We start from the raw sequence: 14,558 nt of genomic DNA, 5'->3' as shown, positions 1-14,558 counted from the left end.
CAATAATATTTTTAATCGCTCAGATAATTTTTGCAGGTATCTGGTGCACCTCATGAGGAAGGCCTCATGACAAATTTCTGGAATGTGGTGATGAATACCTACTCATAAATAAAGACCCTGGTCTTTCATCCTGCATCGTTTTTAGTGATGAAACAGGAAGAGGGAATACGAAATTCTATATCCTTATGGCCTACTATCAAATGGAATTGGATTAATAGAGGAAGTAGGCATATAAAAAGATATGCAGCCTTCGAATCTTGAATACGCCGCAGATGATAAACCTCCATTTCCGACGATGTTCCTGCTTGGGCTGCAACATCTGGGCATCGTAGCCACTGCATTCATCTTTCCCATCATTGTCGCCAGGACTGCAAATCTTGAGGCCGGTGCTGCAGCCTTTTTTGTCTCAATGTCCATGCTCTCAAACGGTATTGCATGCATTTTTCAGGCAATAAAACACCCGGAGTTTGGATCCGGGTTTCTCATTCCCCGTGTCAATGGTCCGAATTTTGTTTCTGCTTCCGTATTAGCCCTTCAGGGCGGAGGTCTTTCACTTCTTTGTGGGATGACTGCATTCTCCGGGATACTACAGGCTGTCCTCTCCCGGATAGTCCATAAACTTCGTGTTCTCTTCCCGGTTGAAGTGACAGGCCTTGTGATCATGATGCTTGGAGTGACGGTGATTCCCTATGCATTGCCCAACTTTTTTGGCATGAGTAGCGTGAACGCAACTCCCAATCCTTTAGCAACACTTATCGCCATAATTACCCTCCTGGTTACGGTAAGTGTGACCGTCTGGGGGAAAGGTAGTCTGAAACTCTTTCCTGTTATCGTCGGCATGGCGGTGGGGTATGTCTTATGCATTAGTCTCGGTATTGCCGGTGATGACCCCTTAGGCAAAATTGCAACTTCACCATTGGTTGCGCTGCCCAACATCAATTATTTCGGCCTTTCATTCAAAACCGAACTTATAATTCCATTTACCATAGCTGCTCTTGTTACATTTGTAAAAAGTATCGGTGAATTTTCGATCTGTCAACGAATCAACAACCCAGAATGGAAACGACCGGATATGATGAATATCAGGTCAGGCCTCTTTGCAGATGGCGTTGCATCGTGCATTGGAGGTCTTGTAGGGGGAATGGGCCAGACGGGTTCTTCTTCAAATATCGGCCTCTCAATAGCCACCCGTGCGACCAGCCGGTACATCGGATTTGTTACCGGCGGAATTCTCATCACTCTCGCCTTTCTACCCATTCTCGCCACAATTTTCCTTATCATGCCAGGTCCGGTAATCGGGGGGACGATTATTTATGTTGCCGGCTTTATTGTCGTCGGAGGTATCCAGACGATCACTTCCCGGATGCTCGATTCCCGGAAGATATTAGTGATCGGAATTTCCTTTATCTTCGGAATCAGTGTTTATCTCATCCCAAATGCCTATTCTGGCGTTCCCACACTCATAAAACCGATATTTGATTCAGCGCTCTCACTTGCAACGATTATCGCCATAATTCTCAATCTGGTGATGCGGATCGGGATCAGGGAAAAAGTCACAATCACCATCGATCCAGAAGGCAGTATCTATGACCAGATCTTCACCCTAATGGAGAGACAGGGTGAAGCCTGGGCTGCGAGAAAAGAGGTTATCACCCGGATGGCAACCGCGTTGACCGAGGGAGCAGAACTGATTGTGTATCACCTGCTTTCTTCCGGTCCGGTGAAGATATCGCTCTCATTCGATGAGTATAATCTGGATGCTCAGGTGTCCTATGCCGGAGAACTCCTCCCCTTACCAGAAAAACCACCAGGTGAAGAGGAGATCCTCAATGACCCCTCTATGATGACCGGGCTTGGAGGATTTCTTATCAGAAAACATGCAGACAACGTAAGTTCATCATCCCTCAATGGCCAGTCAGTATTGAAAATCCATATGGATCATTAACAGGGAAGCTAAAAAAAGGAGATAATAGTCTGATGAAATCAGAGTTAATTAATTGCTATGACCAGGACCTTCAGATTGTTTGAAAGACCAACTACAACACAGGTACGGAGTTTTCCATCAACGTAGCGTATAATGGTCTGGTAGATACCCTTTGCTAACTTCTTTTTCAATTGGAAGTACTCACTTGATTTTACCAGTACTTCATACTGGTTTCCTTCGGAGAAATGCTCAAAACTCATCATAATATGTCTATAAGGTGACAATAAATACATTATTATAAATTAACAGGAAGGAAGAGGTTAAAAAACTCACAATATTCGGGTGTTTTTGTGATATCCCCAACATGTCTTTCACGAACGTATACACCTCACAATGACATGCGAGGATCGCTATCACCATATTCAGGGGTATGAAATATCCGGCCCGAGTGATAATTAGGCAACACAACCAGAGTAATACTAATTCAACCAAAATGTCTAAACCGAGTTATCACAACCAATCTGGCGAATATCATTCCGGATTGCAGCAGGCGAGCCGGCGATGCAATAAATAAGTATATTACCTATGAATAGCCAATGCATCCAATATCATCATGGTGGAATCATGGACATAATTGCAAGTATTAAGGAGTCCTTCGGGTATGCAACGGAAGGATTAGTCGGGAAGTGGGGAAGATGGATCGTCCTGATCATCGGAACCATCATTTTCCCATTGATCATGGGTTACACGCTCCGGGTAATGAAAGGAATCACCCCTGCCCCGGAAACTGATAATTACGGAGGAATGTTCATCGACGGAATCAAGATGCTTATCATCGGCATCGTCTATATGATCATCCCCTGTATTATCGGACTTATCATTTTTGTGATGAGCGGAGGGCTCGGAGCCTTGACCATGCTAGGAATGGATGTCGGGGATCCAGGTGCATACATCGGACTCCTTATTGGAACGGTGGGCATCTCATTCCTGGCTTTCTTCATCCTGGCCTTCATATTCGGTCTCTTTGAGATTATTGGAATCATGAGGTTTGCACGCTCTGGAAGTATGGGATCTGCATTCGAATTCAGTGAAATTTTCGCAAAAATCGGATCCATCGGATGGGTAACGTATATCCTCGCCATCATTGTCCTTTGTGTGGTAATGATGGTTATCCAGATTATTCTGAACGTAATCCCGGTGATCGGCTGGCTATTATCTCTGATTGTAGCCCCGTACCTTTCAATCGTGGGAGGAAGGTACTACTCGCTCATCTACGATGCAGCAGACTGAACCCCTCTTTTTCCCTTTTTAACATTTTCAGCCCAAAATCAGACCGATGATACCAGGGAATCAACCGAATCAGTCTATCGCAATCGCTCCAAAATCCCGGTACTCGTCGCACTCACACTTGAGAGGTTCCAGGTCAGGAACCCCGCTTCCGGATTCAAGTTCCTCAGGTCTCCCGGTCCAGATAACGGATCCTTTTTCCAGCATTATTACCTTATCTCCAATGATCTGGGCATCTTTTATGGAGTGCGTGACCAGAATTGATGGCTGATTGCTGGTAATCAGTTGCTCTCGGAGTTCGATTCTGATCTTATCCCTGGCCTGAGGATCAAGAGCCGTGAGAGGTTCATCCAGGAGTAACAGATGCGGCTGGATAATAAGGGCTCTCGCAAGAGCCACCCGCTGCCGTTGTCCTCCGGAAAGGTTGGTCACCCGTTCATTTCGAACATGGGAGATACCAAGATCGTGTAGAGTTGCCTGTATCTGATTCTCTATTATTTCTTTGGGAACCTTTCGCATCTTCAGACCATAGGCAATATTATCAAACACGGTCATATGAGGAAAGAGAGCATAATCCTGAAAGACATATCCTATATTCCGCTCTTCAGGCGGGCAGGATATCCCCTCCTCACTCCTGAATATCGGTATCCCATTGAGCGAGATCTCTCCCTTATCAGGTGTCAGGAGTCCGGCGAGAAGATTGAGCACCGTTGATTTCCCGGACCCGTTTGTACCGAGAAGAACCAGTACTTCCCCACGGTTTACCGTGAGATCGATCATCAACGGGTAATCCCGGAGCTGTTTTTCTATTCGTGCAGTAAGCATCAGGCAGACCTCCCGGCAAGCAACCGTATCGTAATCAGAATAATGCAGGAGATACTGATAAGGACCAGAGAAAGGGCTATTGATGCAGTAAGATCACTCTGCATCAATCCATAGATTGCAAGTGGCATGGTCTGAGTTTTTCCTGGCAGATTTCCCGCCACCATAATCGTTGCTCCAAACTCTCCGATAGCCCGGGCAAATGCTAATATTACTCCTGAAACGAGACCAGTCCAGGCAAGCGGAATGGTCACTTTCACGAAGGTGATCAGCGGGGAAGCCCCAAGCGTTCGTGATGCTGATTCATAAACCTGATCCACCATCGCAAAGGCAGTTTTTGCCTGTCTGATATACAACGGCCCGGCAACAAAGACCTGGGCAAGTACCACCGCAAAGGTGGTGAAGATGATTGCGATTCCTACATCGTTCAGGTATGCACCGATAAGACCACGTCTTCCAAACAGAACCAGCAGCGCAAGTCCGGCTACTGACGGGGGGAGAACTATCGGGAGATCTAAGAGGGTTTCAACGAAGTCCCTGCCACGATAGGAAACCCGTGCATTCAGGTACGCAAGCGGCGTTCCAATCAGGACGATAACCACGGTTGATGCAGCTGCGGTGAGCAGTGACAGATATATGGCACTTTGAACCTCAGGTTTCAGGATTGCAGCGATGAACTCATCCGGAGTTATACGCAGAAGGAGTGAGAGCAGGGGAAGCGTGAAGAAGAGTATCGTGATGAGTACTACCAGGCCCAATAATATTTTTGAAATCTGTTTATTTCTTATTCCAGAATATATGCTTCCTGATTTCATGATCCGGATAACTCCCGCAAACCATGTGTATCTGATTCGTCTGGGAACAATTCTCTGACCGTGACTCGTTTGCTTTTATTGGTTATATAACCGGATGTATCTGATATGATATGATCCATACGACTCATGATATGAGGCGAACGTGTAAAACAAAGTAGATACGCCTATTGTATAGCTACCACTATAAAAAAGAGAGAGACGAATAGTGAATCTAAATGGTTTGTATGATCAATGTGATTAATCAACTGCAACCATTACTTCGCTTGCCTTCACTACTGCGTAGGCAGCCTTTCCTTCTTTTAAAGCAAGGTTTTCTACTGCGTGGGCAGTGATCATTGCAGTGACAAGGACACCATTACCGATGTCTATGACGACTTCTGCGTTAACCGGACCTTTGGTAATAGATTTTATGGTTCCTTTCAAGGCATTACGTGCACTGATTTTCATTGTTAGTTCCTCCTTATTGCCACAGATCGCGGCACAGGATACTAGACATATATCAATATAAATATATCCCAAGTATGCCAATCATATCTATTGTTATTTCTTAATAAAGCAGTATTCTCGCGCATATGCATTGACATAGGTATCGACACTGGGTGTTAACAGCACATATAAATAGACTGAAGGAAGATTAAGTCCATTTTCAGGTCATTCGTGACAAAAAAGGGTTGAATCTCTTTTAGAAATGATACAGGCTGAGAATGCTATACCATAATTATCCGAAACTGACATCAATTCAGAAAAAAGGTATCATCAGACCGTAATCAGGCAGGAAACAGAAGGAGGGTATGCCCCTCATTCTGGTGATTCCGGCCATTCGTATCTACGTTCAAACCGGGCTGAACTTATAGTCTTTCAGTACAGTCTTTCCTTCATCAGAGGTGAGCAGGGTGACAAACTCCTTTGCCATATCGGCATGCTCTGCATCGGTAATAATTCCAGCCTTGTATGAGGCTACGACATTGAGTTTTTCCGGAATCTCGATGATCTTTACCTTGTCTGCAAGGTCCTTGGTCACATCAGAGTAATAGGTGATTCCTGCATCTGCTTCTCCCAGTGAGACCTTGGTGGTTGCTCCGGCAACATTGGTCTCTTCTGAGATGATGTTCTTCTTGAATCCATCAACAAATGCCTGTCCGTATGCAGTATCATTGACGGTCTTGTTCAGCATCTGGTCGGTGTATTTCCTGACCGGGACTTCAGAGGTCTCACTGACGATCTTCACGCCATCTTTGCTCAGATCTGCAAGACCAGTGATACCTGCCGGGTTGTCTGCGGGGACAATGAGTGCAAGTTTGTTGGTTGCATACGGAGTGATGCTTGAATTATCAATCATCTTCTCTTTTACCAGGTTGTTCAGGTTCTTGTCGCTGGCCGGAAGGAAGAGATCTGCATGTGCTCCTTCTTTGATCTGGGTTTCCAGCGTTGCTGAACTATCAAGGTTTGAGGTAACCTTTACCCCTGGGTGAGCAGCCTCAAAGATAGGAGTAAGATCTCCGATAGCACCGGTCAGCGATGCTGCTGCAAAGATAGTAATTTCAGATGCATTCGTTTCTGCCCCTGATACACAGCCGATCTGTGCAATCAGCAGGACCATGAAAAGTCCAATAATACTGTACGTAATAATCTTTTTCATGAAATTCACCTAACAGTCAATAGCGTATATGATATCGAAGGAGAAAAACCGAACTGTAAAAAGAACTATACACTATTAATACTAAGGTAAATTAAAAGAGATTACTACAATATATTTAATCGATTAATAAACTATGAGTCCCTATCATAAAGTGAAGCTAAAGTGTACGTCTTTATGATCACATCAAATAAATCATTAGGATAAGAACAGAAATATGAACTCTAAAACCATCCTTGAGAAAGGATATCAAAAAATCATTCAGGAATACCAGCGACTGGATCTCCCTGAAGGAAGAGTCAGGAAATTCGGTCTTAATCCGGGATGGAACGCAGTCATCGGAACGAACGGCTGCTGCGGGGTAGCGATGAGTTTTCAGGACAACAACCCCCGGTACGGCGCTGACCAGACCGGTCTTGATTTCATATATCTCCAGACCTGCATCGGCAGACCACTCGTTGAGGTTGCCAGGGAAACCATTGCAAAACCTTCGATCAGTCAGCGTTCTATCGGTTTGACCGCACTCAACGCCCTCTCACAGCCGCTGGTAACCGATGAAGTCCTGCAGGATAAAGGATTTACTACAGGGGTTGAAGTAAAAGACCTGGTCAGGAGTGATGATAACCTGGTTATTGTGGGATATGGCGGCCTCATCAAGAGTTATGCAGGCCGGTGCCGGGAACTCCATGTCACTGACCAGCGGCCTCCGGAGGTATTCAGAACCACCATTGTCGGTGAGACGATCACCCATGGCCCGGCAGGAATCACCGTTCACCCGGCTGATGAGAACCGCGAGGTACTTGTCGATGCTGATGTCGCCATCATCACCGGTTCAACCCTCGTGAACGGAACATTTGAAGAGGTAGTCAGGTATGCTAAAAATGCCCGGATTCGGGCACTCTATGGATCCAGTGCCCAGTTGATCCCTGATGTGCTCTTCGAGAACGGGATCAACATTGTTATGTCGGTTGCCATCAGTGACCCTGAAAAATTTGAGTTTGACGTGATGAATGCACCTGATATGGAGACTGCTCTTCGAAAACATCAGAGAAAATACAATGTGGGAACGAGCGAATTCCTGTAAGGATAAGGATAATATTCCTTACATGACATTCATCTTGATGAATCCTATGATAGCCAGCCCGCATAAAATAATGAATGTAATGATGTAGAGTATTGCATAAAATCGGGTAATGGAGCGAAGTTTATCATCTTCAATCGATACTGCCCTTTTCTTTCGTTGTTTACCGTTCTTTGGCCGATAATCCTCCATAAGATCATCATTATCCCATTCAAAGGCAAACGAACCATCATACCCACACCGTGAGCAGACATTTTTTGGTCTGTCACACCAGTAATCGATCGCTTTATATTCCATCCGGCCATTGCATACCGGGCAACGAAGTATCCTTCCCGATTTTTTCATTCCATATTTCCCGGTTAATATTCAGGTTTTGAAAATGACATTTTTGAGATATTTTATGATTATTGAGTTTTCTGTTTTGTTTGTTCAAGCAACGAAGCGAAGTATGCAGTAAGGAGACTACCTCCCTGAGAACCCTCACCGGTTACCAGAATATTCGGGGTGATAAGGATCTTCCCATCTGCAATCTTCTGGATTGCCTGCAACATCGCCACATTTTCAGGACCTAGGGCTTCTTTCTGTGCGATGTATGCTTTCGCGGTCCCGATACCAACCTGTTCATTTGCATATGCGGCTCCTTCAGCATTCGCTTTGGTTGCATCACGGGTACCGTATGCGGATTCACGTGCAGCCTGTGCATTATCCTTGTTGATATCAATAGACAACTTTGCTGCGATAACCTGTCCCTGCATATCGGCACGAGCTGTCTTTTCAGCAACCGCGATCCTCTCCTCTTGCGCTTTAGCCTCCTGTTGGTACTGCTGCTGTTGCTGGACTGCGATCTCTTTGAGGGTCTGGGTCTGCAGAAGGGTTTCATCCACTTTAATATACGCGATTAATAGTCCCTGAACCTCAACCTGATACTTTTTAAACTCTTCCTGTGCCCTTTCGAATGCCGTCTGTTGAAGTTTTGTCCTATCATGAACAAACTGCAGTGCTAGTTGATTTCCTGCCTCGTTCCTAAATGAAGCATCGATCAGTGGGTGGGCTACCTGTTCAATCAGATTGTATACACTTCCGAACCGTGCGATTACAAATGGTGCATTATCCGCAGGAATCCGGACAATCAGTCTGACATCGACTTCAAGTTGAAATCCATCCTGGGATGTGACGCGTAACTGTCCGAATTTAAAGAACTCTGCAACCGAGACGCTCTCACCCTTGTTTTTCTGGGTAAACTGCAGGGTTTCTTTCGCCCCTTCAGGACTTGCCCAGTCAATGGTCACCGCACTCGTCGGTACAATATCACTCCGATATGCTGCTGTATTCAGATTGTATTGCCCTGGCGCAATGGGATTGCGGAGGATACCTCTTTTGGTTTTATCTGTAATCAGGAGATGTTCTGCATTCTCATGAATCGGCTGATTCAAATTGGATGGTGTTACTAAAGCAGGAGCAGTATCTGGAGATTTTTCAAGTTCTTCTCCAACGCTTGAGGTAATAACGGCAACATTTCCTGGTGGGACAACGGTCATGGCCACTGGGACAACATCGAATAGAAGTGGGTTTATATAGTAATCCCCGGGTTGCAGGGTCTCAAGTTGGGTACCCCTATATCCATTGCTCTGGATAAATACCTGTCCATTCTGGAAATGGCTGTGATCTCCGAGCGGAGCCGGAGCAATTGCAAACCTGGAAGGAAGCGGGATACCATCAAGAGCATTCACAATCCCTACTTTCCCCTGTTGGACCGCTGTAATGGGTTTTTCCAATACCGTGAAGATATGGGTATTTACGCGGTATGTTCCCGGCTTCAGGATTGCTATTTGTGGCCCTTTACACCCGCCATTTTCAAGAAACATCCGAGCATCCTGAAACGAGTTGCTTTGCACTTCATCACCAAGCAATCGACCGGATGGGATGGGTAATCCTTCAATCGCAGAGACAATGCCAACATTATCCGGCCTGATTTCAATGACTTTTTCCCGCTTTACTCTCCAGATAATGGGTATATAGTAATATAACCCAGGCATGAGAATGTCCGCTTGAACACCAATCTCTCCTTTGGTTGCGATAATTTTGCCCTGCGGTAATTTTTTCCCAAACATACACTTGGTTACAATACCTACTTCATTCGCATGAATCAGGATCAGTCCTTTCAATAACACCCAGATTACTAGTATTCCGAGTATGACTAACAACAATCGAACTAAAAAATCCATTATTCATCCCTTTTTAGATAATCTCATGTATGAGATATGGCAAAGCACTATATACTAAATAAAGATTTAAGTTTAGCGATTTATGTAGGGTGAAAAAAAGACCATAGGTTACTCAGGATTATTCCAATAATACTATCATTTCAGGTACCTTCTTCTCTTGAAACCGTGATGACATGATATCATCACCCTGGTTCCTGACTGTCACTCATTCTTTTCTGGCAACAAGAATCATCCGCCTTGAATTCTCATCAAACGTATTACCCTTCCAGTCTCCGAAGATCTTTGTGACAACCAGTCCTTCTGCGGTAAGGATCCTAAGGATCTCATTCGGATTATAGAGTCTGAGAAAGAACGGGGTATCTTTTCGCTTCCCATCTCTGATAACGATGCGTGAGTTATACAATCTCCCCGATACCGGATCGAACCGGTTCCGGTCGATCATCAGATCTGTATTCTTCTCCCGTACCGAGCAACGAGGATAATTTTTCAAAAAGGCATCACGATTCAGGATATCAAGACAAAACACTCCGTTTTTCCGTAGTGACAGTGAAACGTTTCTGATCACCAGCTCGTTCTCCTCATCTGAAAAATATCCAAAGGAACTGAACAGATGAATGACACCGTCATATGCCACAGGGTCTGAAAACTTTCGCACATCACCGCAGAGATACCGGACACTGACTCCTCTTTTCTCTGCATCACTCCTGGCAATTGCGATAAAATCGCGGCTCTGGTCAACACCCGTAACCGTATACCCAAACCCTGCAAGCCTGTTTGCATGTCTCCCATGTCCACAGGCAAGGTCAAGAACCTGTTTCGGTGCATCAAGGCAGAATTCCCTGATAAGGAATGAAACCTCTTCATCGGTATACTCGTCCTTCAGCCCTTCCCCATAAAAGTAAAGGTAGTCATCTGCATCAAAGACAGATTCAAGATCAAAATCTGGATCAGTTTTTGAAGTATGATGTAAGGAACACATAATTCTCATCAAGCTGATACGGTAGCGATGAACGTTTCAAGCCGGGCCTTCTCTTTCTCAAGGGAATAACTGAATAATTCAGGATGCATAATGTTGGCTACGTCCATCAGACTGATCAGCCAGCCAAGGTTCCCTGAAGAATACTCGCTATCCATGACATACACCTTCTTCTCTGATATCGCCCGGCACGAAATGCCTAAATCACGGCAGGTGGTGAGAAAATCATCGATAGACGGTGCAAAATGACCGGAGATGAGGATCATATCAGGATTTAGCCGGTTAAACTCCTCAACGGTGTACTCAGCATGAGAACTCTCTCTGAAATTCTCCTGCTTGTTCAGGCTTAATCCGCCGGTCATCTCTACAAGTGTATTGCCAAACTTGGTGGCATACATGGGAGAGAGCGGGTGACAGAAGACCCCGCATACCCGTGGTTTTTCTGCGTTTTGCACCTGTTCTGCAATTTCGGTTGCCACCTGCATAGCATACCCGATAAGACGTTCACCCACCTCATGCCTCCCTGAGAGATCTGCAAGATACCGGGTCATTGAGGTGAATGTTTCAAGAGAATCCTGTTGATCCTGCAGATACCGGAGGTACCCGTTGATGATCACCGTGTTACAGAGTTGGTCAATCTCTGATTCGTCGGTGATGCCGAGTACGTTGAGAAATGAGGCGATAAATTTGGCACCCATGATCGACCGGTACCCACCAAGAACCTGGGTATCTTCAATTGGAACCGGGACGATATCTCCCTGGTGAGGATAGCGGTATCCGCAGTTGCATACTCCGTCAGATCTGCAGGATAGTACCCGGGCTGCCATCGGGCCAAAAAAGACCCGGTGTACAATCGTCTCCCCACAAACCGGACACCGCGAGTCTAGTTCGCTTGTTGCCGGAGTATTAAAGAGGTATACATGATCGAGAGTCTTTTGCAGGGTTTTACACATCGCCTCGGCCTGCTCTTTAGTTGGTTGAAACGCATTGAGTTCCTCATGTGTTGCGATGAACCGCATTACCTGAATCGGGATCGTTTGGGATATATTCCGGATGCGGTCAACAGCCCCATAAATCTCGTCTTCTCTCCCAAAGAGGTACATGATAGAGACCTCAATAAATACGCCGGCATCGTGCAGGATCTTCAGGTTCCGAAAGACCGGATCTCCGGATACTACTCCGCATTCCCGGTACCGTTCATCAGAACTCCCTTTCAGCCCGATGTTGATAAAATCAAGGAACGGAATTATCTGCCGTATCGTATCTTCGGTCATGTACCCGTTACTCGAACACCCGACAAGAAATCCTTCGTTTTTTGCAGCGGTTGCCAGCCTGATGAAAGTAGGGAGTGAGACCGTGGGCTCATTGAGACAGAAGGTAATTCCCCTGCAGGAACTTTCTCTGGCGATGGCAAGGATCTCATCAGGAGTGTGCGGGGTCAGAACTTTCTCCAGCGTTCCCGGCCTGGTGGTCTGGAACTCTGATATGCATCCATCACAGGCAAAATTACACCCGATGGTACTGACGAGCAGAAAGATACTATTCGGATAGAAATGGAGCATCGGAATGGATTCGCTTGAGACCGGGTATATGTTGAGAAAGGCATCTGGGTAGTTCTCAATAATGGCTCCCGCTTCGCTCCGGTACATCCTGCAGTACCCGGAGATCCCTTCCGCGATATCACAGGTCCGTTCACAATAATTACATATCATCGTTGTTTGTTCCGTTGGTATCCTTGTTCAGGTTTATTCCATTTTTTACATGATGCAAATACGGCACCTGAATGCGTATACTTATGTAGTTACTCGTACGAAAATAATAAAGATCCGTTATTGATTTGATGCGAGTAAATAGAAATGGTTTACTAATCTTCTCAAGACCAATCAAATACTAATAGAACGTGAAACCATGATTGATACCAGGAACAACGATATCAGCATACCTGCATCCCGGCAACCACCCGTGTATATTATATCAGGAGAACAGGCAGAGGGCAAGACTACATTCCTAATGGAGATGCTGGATCGCCTTCGGACAGAGGAAGTGAGGATGCGTGGGATTGTGGCACCCGGTTATTTCAAAGACGGGGCAAGGTCAGGATTTTCAGTGGTGGATCTTGGTACCGGAATATCAGAAGAACTCTGTTCCACAACTCCTGACGTGGGCTCTGAACAACACGCCCGCTTTTTTTTTAGACCCGAAGGACTGTCATTCGGGAATCGGGCAATTCTTGATTTCAATCCAGAGACAACCGATATTCTCGTAATTGATGAGGTTGGGAGGTTTGATGTGCAGGGTGCTGTCTGGGGAGGATCTATTGACATACTGATGAAACAACCACATCCCCCTATGGTATGGACGGTCAGACGGGAATTTGTCGGGATGGTAACCACACGGTGGCCTATCAGGCCGGTGGTCAGAGAACTTGGATTGGTAAGCATTGAACAATTTACCGAAGAAATAATGAAAGAGATCAGAATCTACCAGTCATGATAAGCATCATGCGTATACAAACACCACTCAGTTCAGTCATCGTTATCTTCCTGATACTGGTTCAGTTCATCGCAATCACCGTGGGTATGACCCAGGCAGCAGAATCCTTATAATTAAACAATACATCGCTGTCAGACATCACAACCGAGTCGATAGAAAATATCACCGAACTCGTCCTGCCAACCGCGACCCCTACCCCGGTTCCCACCTCTTCGGTCACCAGGTACCCAATGGACCGGACCGCGAATTTCAACCCGTCACCACGAGTATCAGTCGGGTATACCAATACAACCGGGACACGGGTTGTCCCCCATGCCGTGTATTCAGAACAGGGGATTGAGTTGAACGGGACACCGCAGGGTCGTATTCTGAAGGTTCTGAACGGACCATTCATCATCGATTACACGGTGCATCCAAAGGTGAGTGATCCAACCTATGGGTGGGTAACGATTGAGATCCGGGATCCCTGGGAGAACCTCATCGCAGACGGCGGGTACAACAGGCATTATCCGGCCAGCACCAACCAGAAGATCCTTATCCATGGTACAGGCTTATACTACCTGAAGATAGATGGCAACTTCATGACCGTAGAGTATTCACTTCTCACCACGGATCCAATCCCTGTTGGAACACCCACACCGGCTCCTGCACCAGAAGAAGAGGAGTAACCGGTTGCCAGAGAGCACGGTTACACCAGACCACAGATCACATGAGCCCAAGTGCCCGCTGAATATTCATCAGGATCTTATCCTGATTATAAGGTTTAACGACATACCCGGCGGCTCCTTCCCGCATGGCAAGGGCTACTGATACTTCGCTCCCGGCAGCGGTGCAAAGAATAACCTTGATAGTGGGATGCATAGTCTTGAGAGACCTGAGAACCTCTATCCCGTTCATCCCAGGCATAACCATATCCACAAGAACCATATCCGGCTGCTGGTTCTGGCAGAAGGAGACTCCTGACTCTCCATCAGATTTTGCATACACCTGGTATCCTGCCTGAATAAGCATCTGTGCGAGTAATTCGCGATCTTTGATTGAGTCATCAATTACCAGAATGACTGACAGATAATCACCTGAAACCAAGTCAGATCCGGCTCGCTCGTTCTCATATATCAGAGACCCGGAACAACTATCATATATTCGTATAGCATTTTGGATTTATATCATCAGCGGGTTAATGAGATAGGAGATATCTCTAATCATACACCTGATGTTATACAGAATCCCTTCCTGATAACATCAGTTCTGAAATTGATCCAAGAATTGAGACCGGGCATTCAGACCCATGCCAGATAT

General features: G+C 45.9%; 16 protein-coding genes. 5 read left to right on the top strand and 11 right to left on the bottom strand.

The annotated features are described in order from the left end of the window. The first annotated feature begins 241 nt into the window (after window positions 1-241). Window positions 242-1,945, top strand: coding sequence for a solute carrier family 23 protein (locus tag LUQ50_RS00160; protein ID WP_300034317.1), 1,704 nt, complete (start codon window positions 242-244; stop codon window positions 1,943-1,945). A 44-nt stretch (window positions 1,946-1,989) separates the two neighbouring features. On the opposite strand, the gene LUQ50_RS00155 is transcribed toward LUQ50_RS00160, so the two are convergent. Further along, on the bottom strand, window positions 1,990-2,187 hold the full coding sequence (locus tag LUQ50_RS00155; protein WP_300034314.1) for a hypothetical protein: 198 nt from the start codon (window positions 2,185-2,187) through the stop codon (window positions 1,990-1,992). A gap of 361 nt (window positions 2,188-2,548) precedes the next feature. Here LUQ50_RS00155 and LUQ50_RS00150 point away from each other — a divergent pair, with 361 nt between their 5' ends. Beyond that, window positions 2,549-3,214: a DUF4013 domain-containing protein gene (locus LUQ50_RS00150; protein ID WP_300034311.1), complete on the top strand. Its 666-nt coding sequence runs from the start codon at window positions 2,549-2,551 to the stop codon at window positions 3,212-3,214. Window positions 3,215-3,283: 69 nt separating this feature from the next. Here LUQ50_RS00150 and LUQ50_RS00145 read toward each other — a convergent pair whose 3' ends face one another. The 4 genes from LUQ50_RS00145 to modA form a co-directional block, all read right to left on the bottom strand. After that, a complete protein-coding gene (locus tag LUQ50_RS00145) occupies window positions 3,284-4,036 on the bottom strand; it encodes an ABC transporter ATP-binding protein (RefSeq protein WP_300034308.1) in 753 nt (250 codons plus the stop codon). Then, entirely contained in the window at window positions 4,036-4,791 is a 756-nt protein-coding gene (locus LUQ50_RS00140) for an ABC transporter permease (protein WP_300034306.1), read from the bottom strand. Before LUQ50_RS00140 ends, LUQ50_RS00145 begins: the two co-directional genes overlap by 1 nt. A 294-nt stretch (window positions 4,792-5,085) precedes the next feature. Further along, window positions 5,086-5,295 carry a molybdopterin-binding protein gene (locus tag LUQ50_RS00135; protein ID WP_300034303.1) on the bottom strand — a complete coding sequence of 70 codons (210 nt, stop codon included), beginning with the start codon at window positions 5,293-5,295 and terminating at the stop codon, window positions 5,086-5,088. 385 nt (window positions 5,296-5,680) lie between these two features. Next, the gene (gene modA / locus LUQ50_RS00130) at window positions 5,681-6,487 is read right to left on the bottom strand and encodes a molybdate ABC transporter substrate-binding protein (protein ID WP_300034300.1); all 807 of its coding nucleotides are present in this window, start codon (window positions 6,485-6,487) and stop codon (window positions 5,681-5,683) included. A gap of 214 nt (window positions 6,488-6,701) precedes the next feature. Here modA and LUQ50_RS00125 point away from each other — a divergent pair, with 214 nt between their 5' ends. Then, a complete protein-coding gene (locus tag LUQ50_RS00125) occupies window positions 6,702-7,568 on the top strand; it encodes a DUF364 domain-containing protein (protein ID WP_300034297.1) in 867 nt (288 codons plus the stop codon). Window positions 7,569-7,586: 18 nt separating this feature from the next. Here the strand turns inward: LUQ50_RS00125 and LUQ50_RS00120 are convergent, their stop codons facing one another. From LUQ50_RS00120 to LUQ50_RS00105, 4 genes are all read right to left on the bottom strand, one after another. Beyond that, a complete protein-coding gene (locus tag LUQ50_RS00120; RefSeq protein ID WP_300034294.1) occupies window positions 7,587-7,910 on the bottom strand; it encodes a hypothetical protein in 324 nt (107 codons plus the stop codon). Between the two features lie 59 nt (window positions 7,911-7,969). Then, window positions 7,970-9,790, bottom strand: coding sequence for an SPFH domain-containing protein (locus tag LUQ50_RS00115; RefSeq protein ID WP_300034292.1), 1,821 nt, complete (start codon window positions 9,788-9,790; stop codon window positions 7,970-7,972). Between the two features lie 205 nt (window positions 9,791-9,995). Next, window positions 9,996-10,769 (bottom strand): class I SAM-dependent methyltransferase, encoded by a 774-nt coding sequence (locus LUQ50_RS00110; RefSeq protein ID WP_300034289.1) that lies wholly within the window; start codon window positions 10,767-10,769, stop codon window positions 9,996-9,998. A gap of 8 nt (window positions 10,770-10,777) precedes the next feature. Continuing rightward, a complete protein-coding gene (locus LUQ50_RS00105; RefSeq protein ID WP_300034286.1) occupies window positions 10,778-12,478 on the bottom strand; it encodes a radical SAM protein in 1,701 nt (566 codons plus the stop codon). Window positions 12,479-12,674: 196 nt separating this feature from the next. Here LUQ50_RS00105 and LUQ50_RS00100 point away from each other — a divergent pair, with 196 nt between their 5' ends. Beyond that, complete coding sequence (locus LUQ50_RS00100; protein ID WP_300034283.1) at window positions 12,675-13,259, top strand: nucleoside-triphosphatase; 585 nt, start codon at window positions 12,675-12,677, stop codon at window positions 13,257-13,259. 61 nt (window positions 13,260-13,320) lie between these two features. On the opposite strand, the gene LUQ50_RS00095 is transcribed toward LUQ50_RS00100, so the two are convergent. Then, entirely contained in the window at window positions 13,321-13,479 is a 159-nt protein-coding gene (locus tag LUQ50_RS00095) for a hypothetical protein (RefSeq protein ID WP_300034280.1), read from the bottom strand. A gap of 10 nt (window positions 13,480-13,489) precedes the next feature. On the opposite strand from LUQ50_RS00095, the gene LUQ50_RS00090 reads away from it, so the two are divergent. After that, on the top strand, window positions 13,490-13,927 hold the full coding sequence (locus LUQ50_RS00090; RefSeq protein ID WP_300034277.1) for a hypothetical protein: 438 nt from the start codon (window positions 13,490-13,492) through the stop codon (window positions 13,925-13,927). Window positions 13,928-13,964: 37 nt separating this feature from the next. Here LUQ50_RS00090 and LUQ50_RS00085 read toward each other — a convergent pair whose 3' ends face one another. Next, complete coding sequence (locus LUQ50_RS00085; protein ID WP_300034274.1) at window positions 13,965-14,345, bottom strand: response regulator; 381 nt, start codon at window positions 14,343-14,345, stop codon at window positions 13,965-13,967. Window positions 14,346-14,558 lie beyond the last annotated feature (213 nt).

This window comes from Methanospirillum sp., from assembly GCF_028679455.1.
Lineage (GTDB): Archaea > Halobacteriota > Methanomicrobia > Methanomicrobiales > Methanospirillaceae > Methanospirillum.
This window is presented reverse-complemented; position numbering and strand designations above follow the sequence as displayed.

What these genes read in the sequence shown, in the direction of transcription:
- LUQ50_RS00115 (WP_300034292.1), bottom strand. Translation starts at nt 9,790, where the DNA reads ATGGATTTTTTAGTTCGATTGTTGTTAGTCATACTCGGAATACTAGTA.
- LUQ50_RS00150 (WP_300034311.1), top strand. Translation starts at nt 2,549, where the DNA reads ATGGACATAATTGCAAGTATTAAGGAGTCCTTCGGGTATGCAACGGAA.
- modA (WP_300034300.1), bottom strand. Translation starts at nt 6,487, where the DNA reads ATGAAAAAGATTATTACGTACAGTATTATTGGACTTTTCATGGTCCTG.
- LUQ50_RS00145 (WP_300034308.1), bottom strand. Translation starts at nt 4,036, where the DNA reads ATGCTTACTGCACGAATAGAAAAACAGCTCCGGGATTACCCGTTGATG.
- LUQ50_RS00100 (WP_300034283.1), top strand. Translation starts at nt 12,675, where the DNA reads ATGATTGATACCAGGAACAACGATATCAGCATACCTGCATCCCGGCAA.
- LUQ50_RS00090 (WP_300034277.1), top strand. Translation starts at nt 13,490, where the DNA reads ATGGACCGGACCGCGAATTTCAACCCGTCACCACGAGTATCAGTCGGG.
- LUQ50_RS00160 (WP_300034317.1), top strand. Translation starts at nt 242, where the DNA reads ATGCAGCCTTCGAATCTTGAATACGCCGCAGATGATAAACCTCCATTT.
- LUQ50_RS00125 (WP_300034297.1), top strand. Translation starts at nt 6,702, where the DNA reads ATGAACTCTAAAACCATCCTTGAGAAAGGATATCAAAAAATCATTCAG.
- LUQ50_RS00155 (WP_300034314.1), bottom strand. Translation starts at nt 2,187, where the DNA reads ATGATGAGTTTTGAGCATTTCTCCGAAGGAAACCAGTATGAAGTACTG.
- LUQ50_RS00135 (WP_300034303.1), bottom strand. Translation starts at nt 5,295, where the DNA reads ATGAAAATCAGTGCACGTAATGCCTTGAAAGGAACCATAAAATCTATT.
- LUQ50_RS00120 (WP_300034294.1), bottom strand. Translation starts at nt 7,910, where the DNA reads ATGAAAAAATCGGGAAGGATACTTCGTTGCCCGGTATGCAATGGCCGG.
- LUQ50_RS00110 (WP_300034289.1), bottom strand. Translation starts at nt 10,769, where the DNA reads ATGTGTTCCTTACATCATACTTCAAAAACTGATCCAGATTTTGATCTT.
- LUQ50_RS00105 (WP_300034286.1), bottom strand. Translation starts at nt 12,478, where the DNA reads ATGATATGTAATTATTGTGAACGGACCTGTGATATCGCGGAAGGGATC.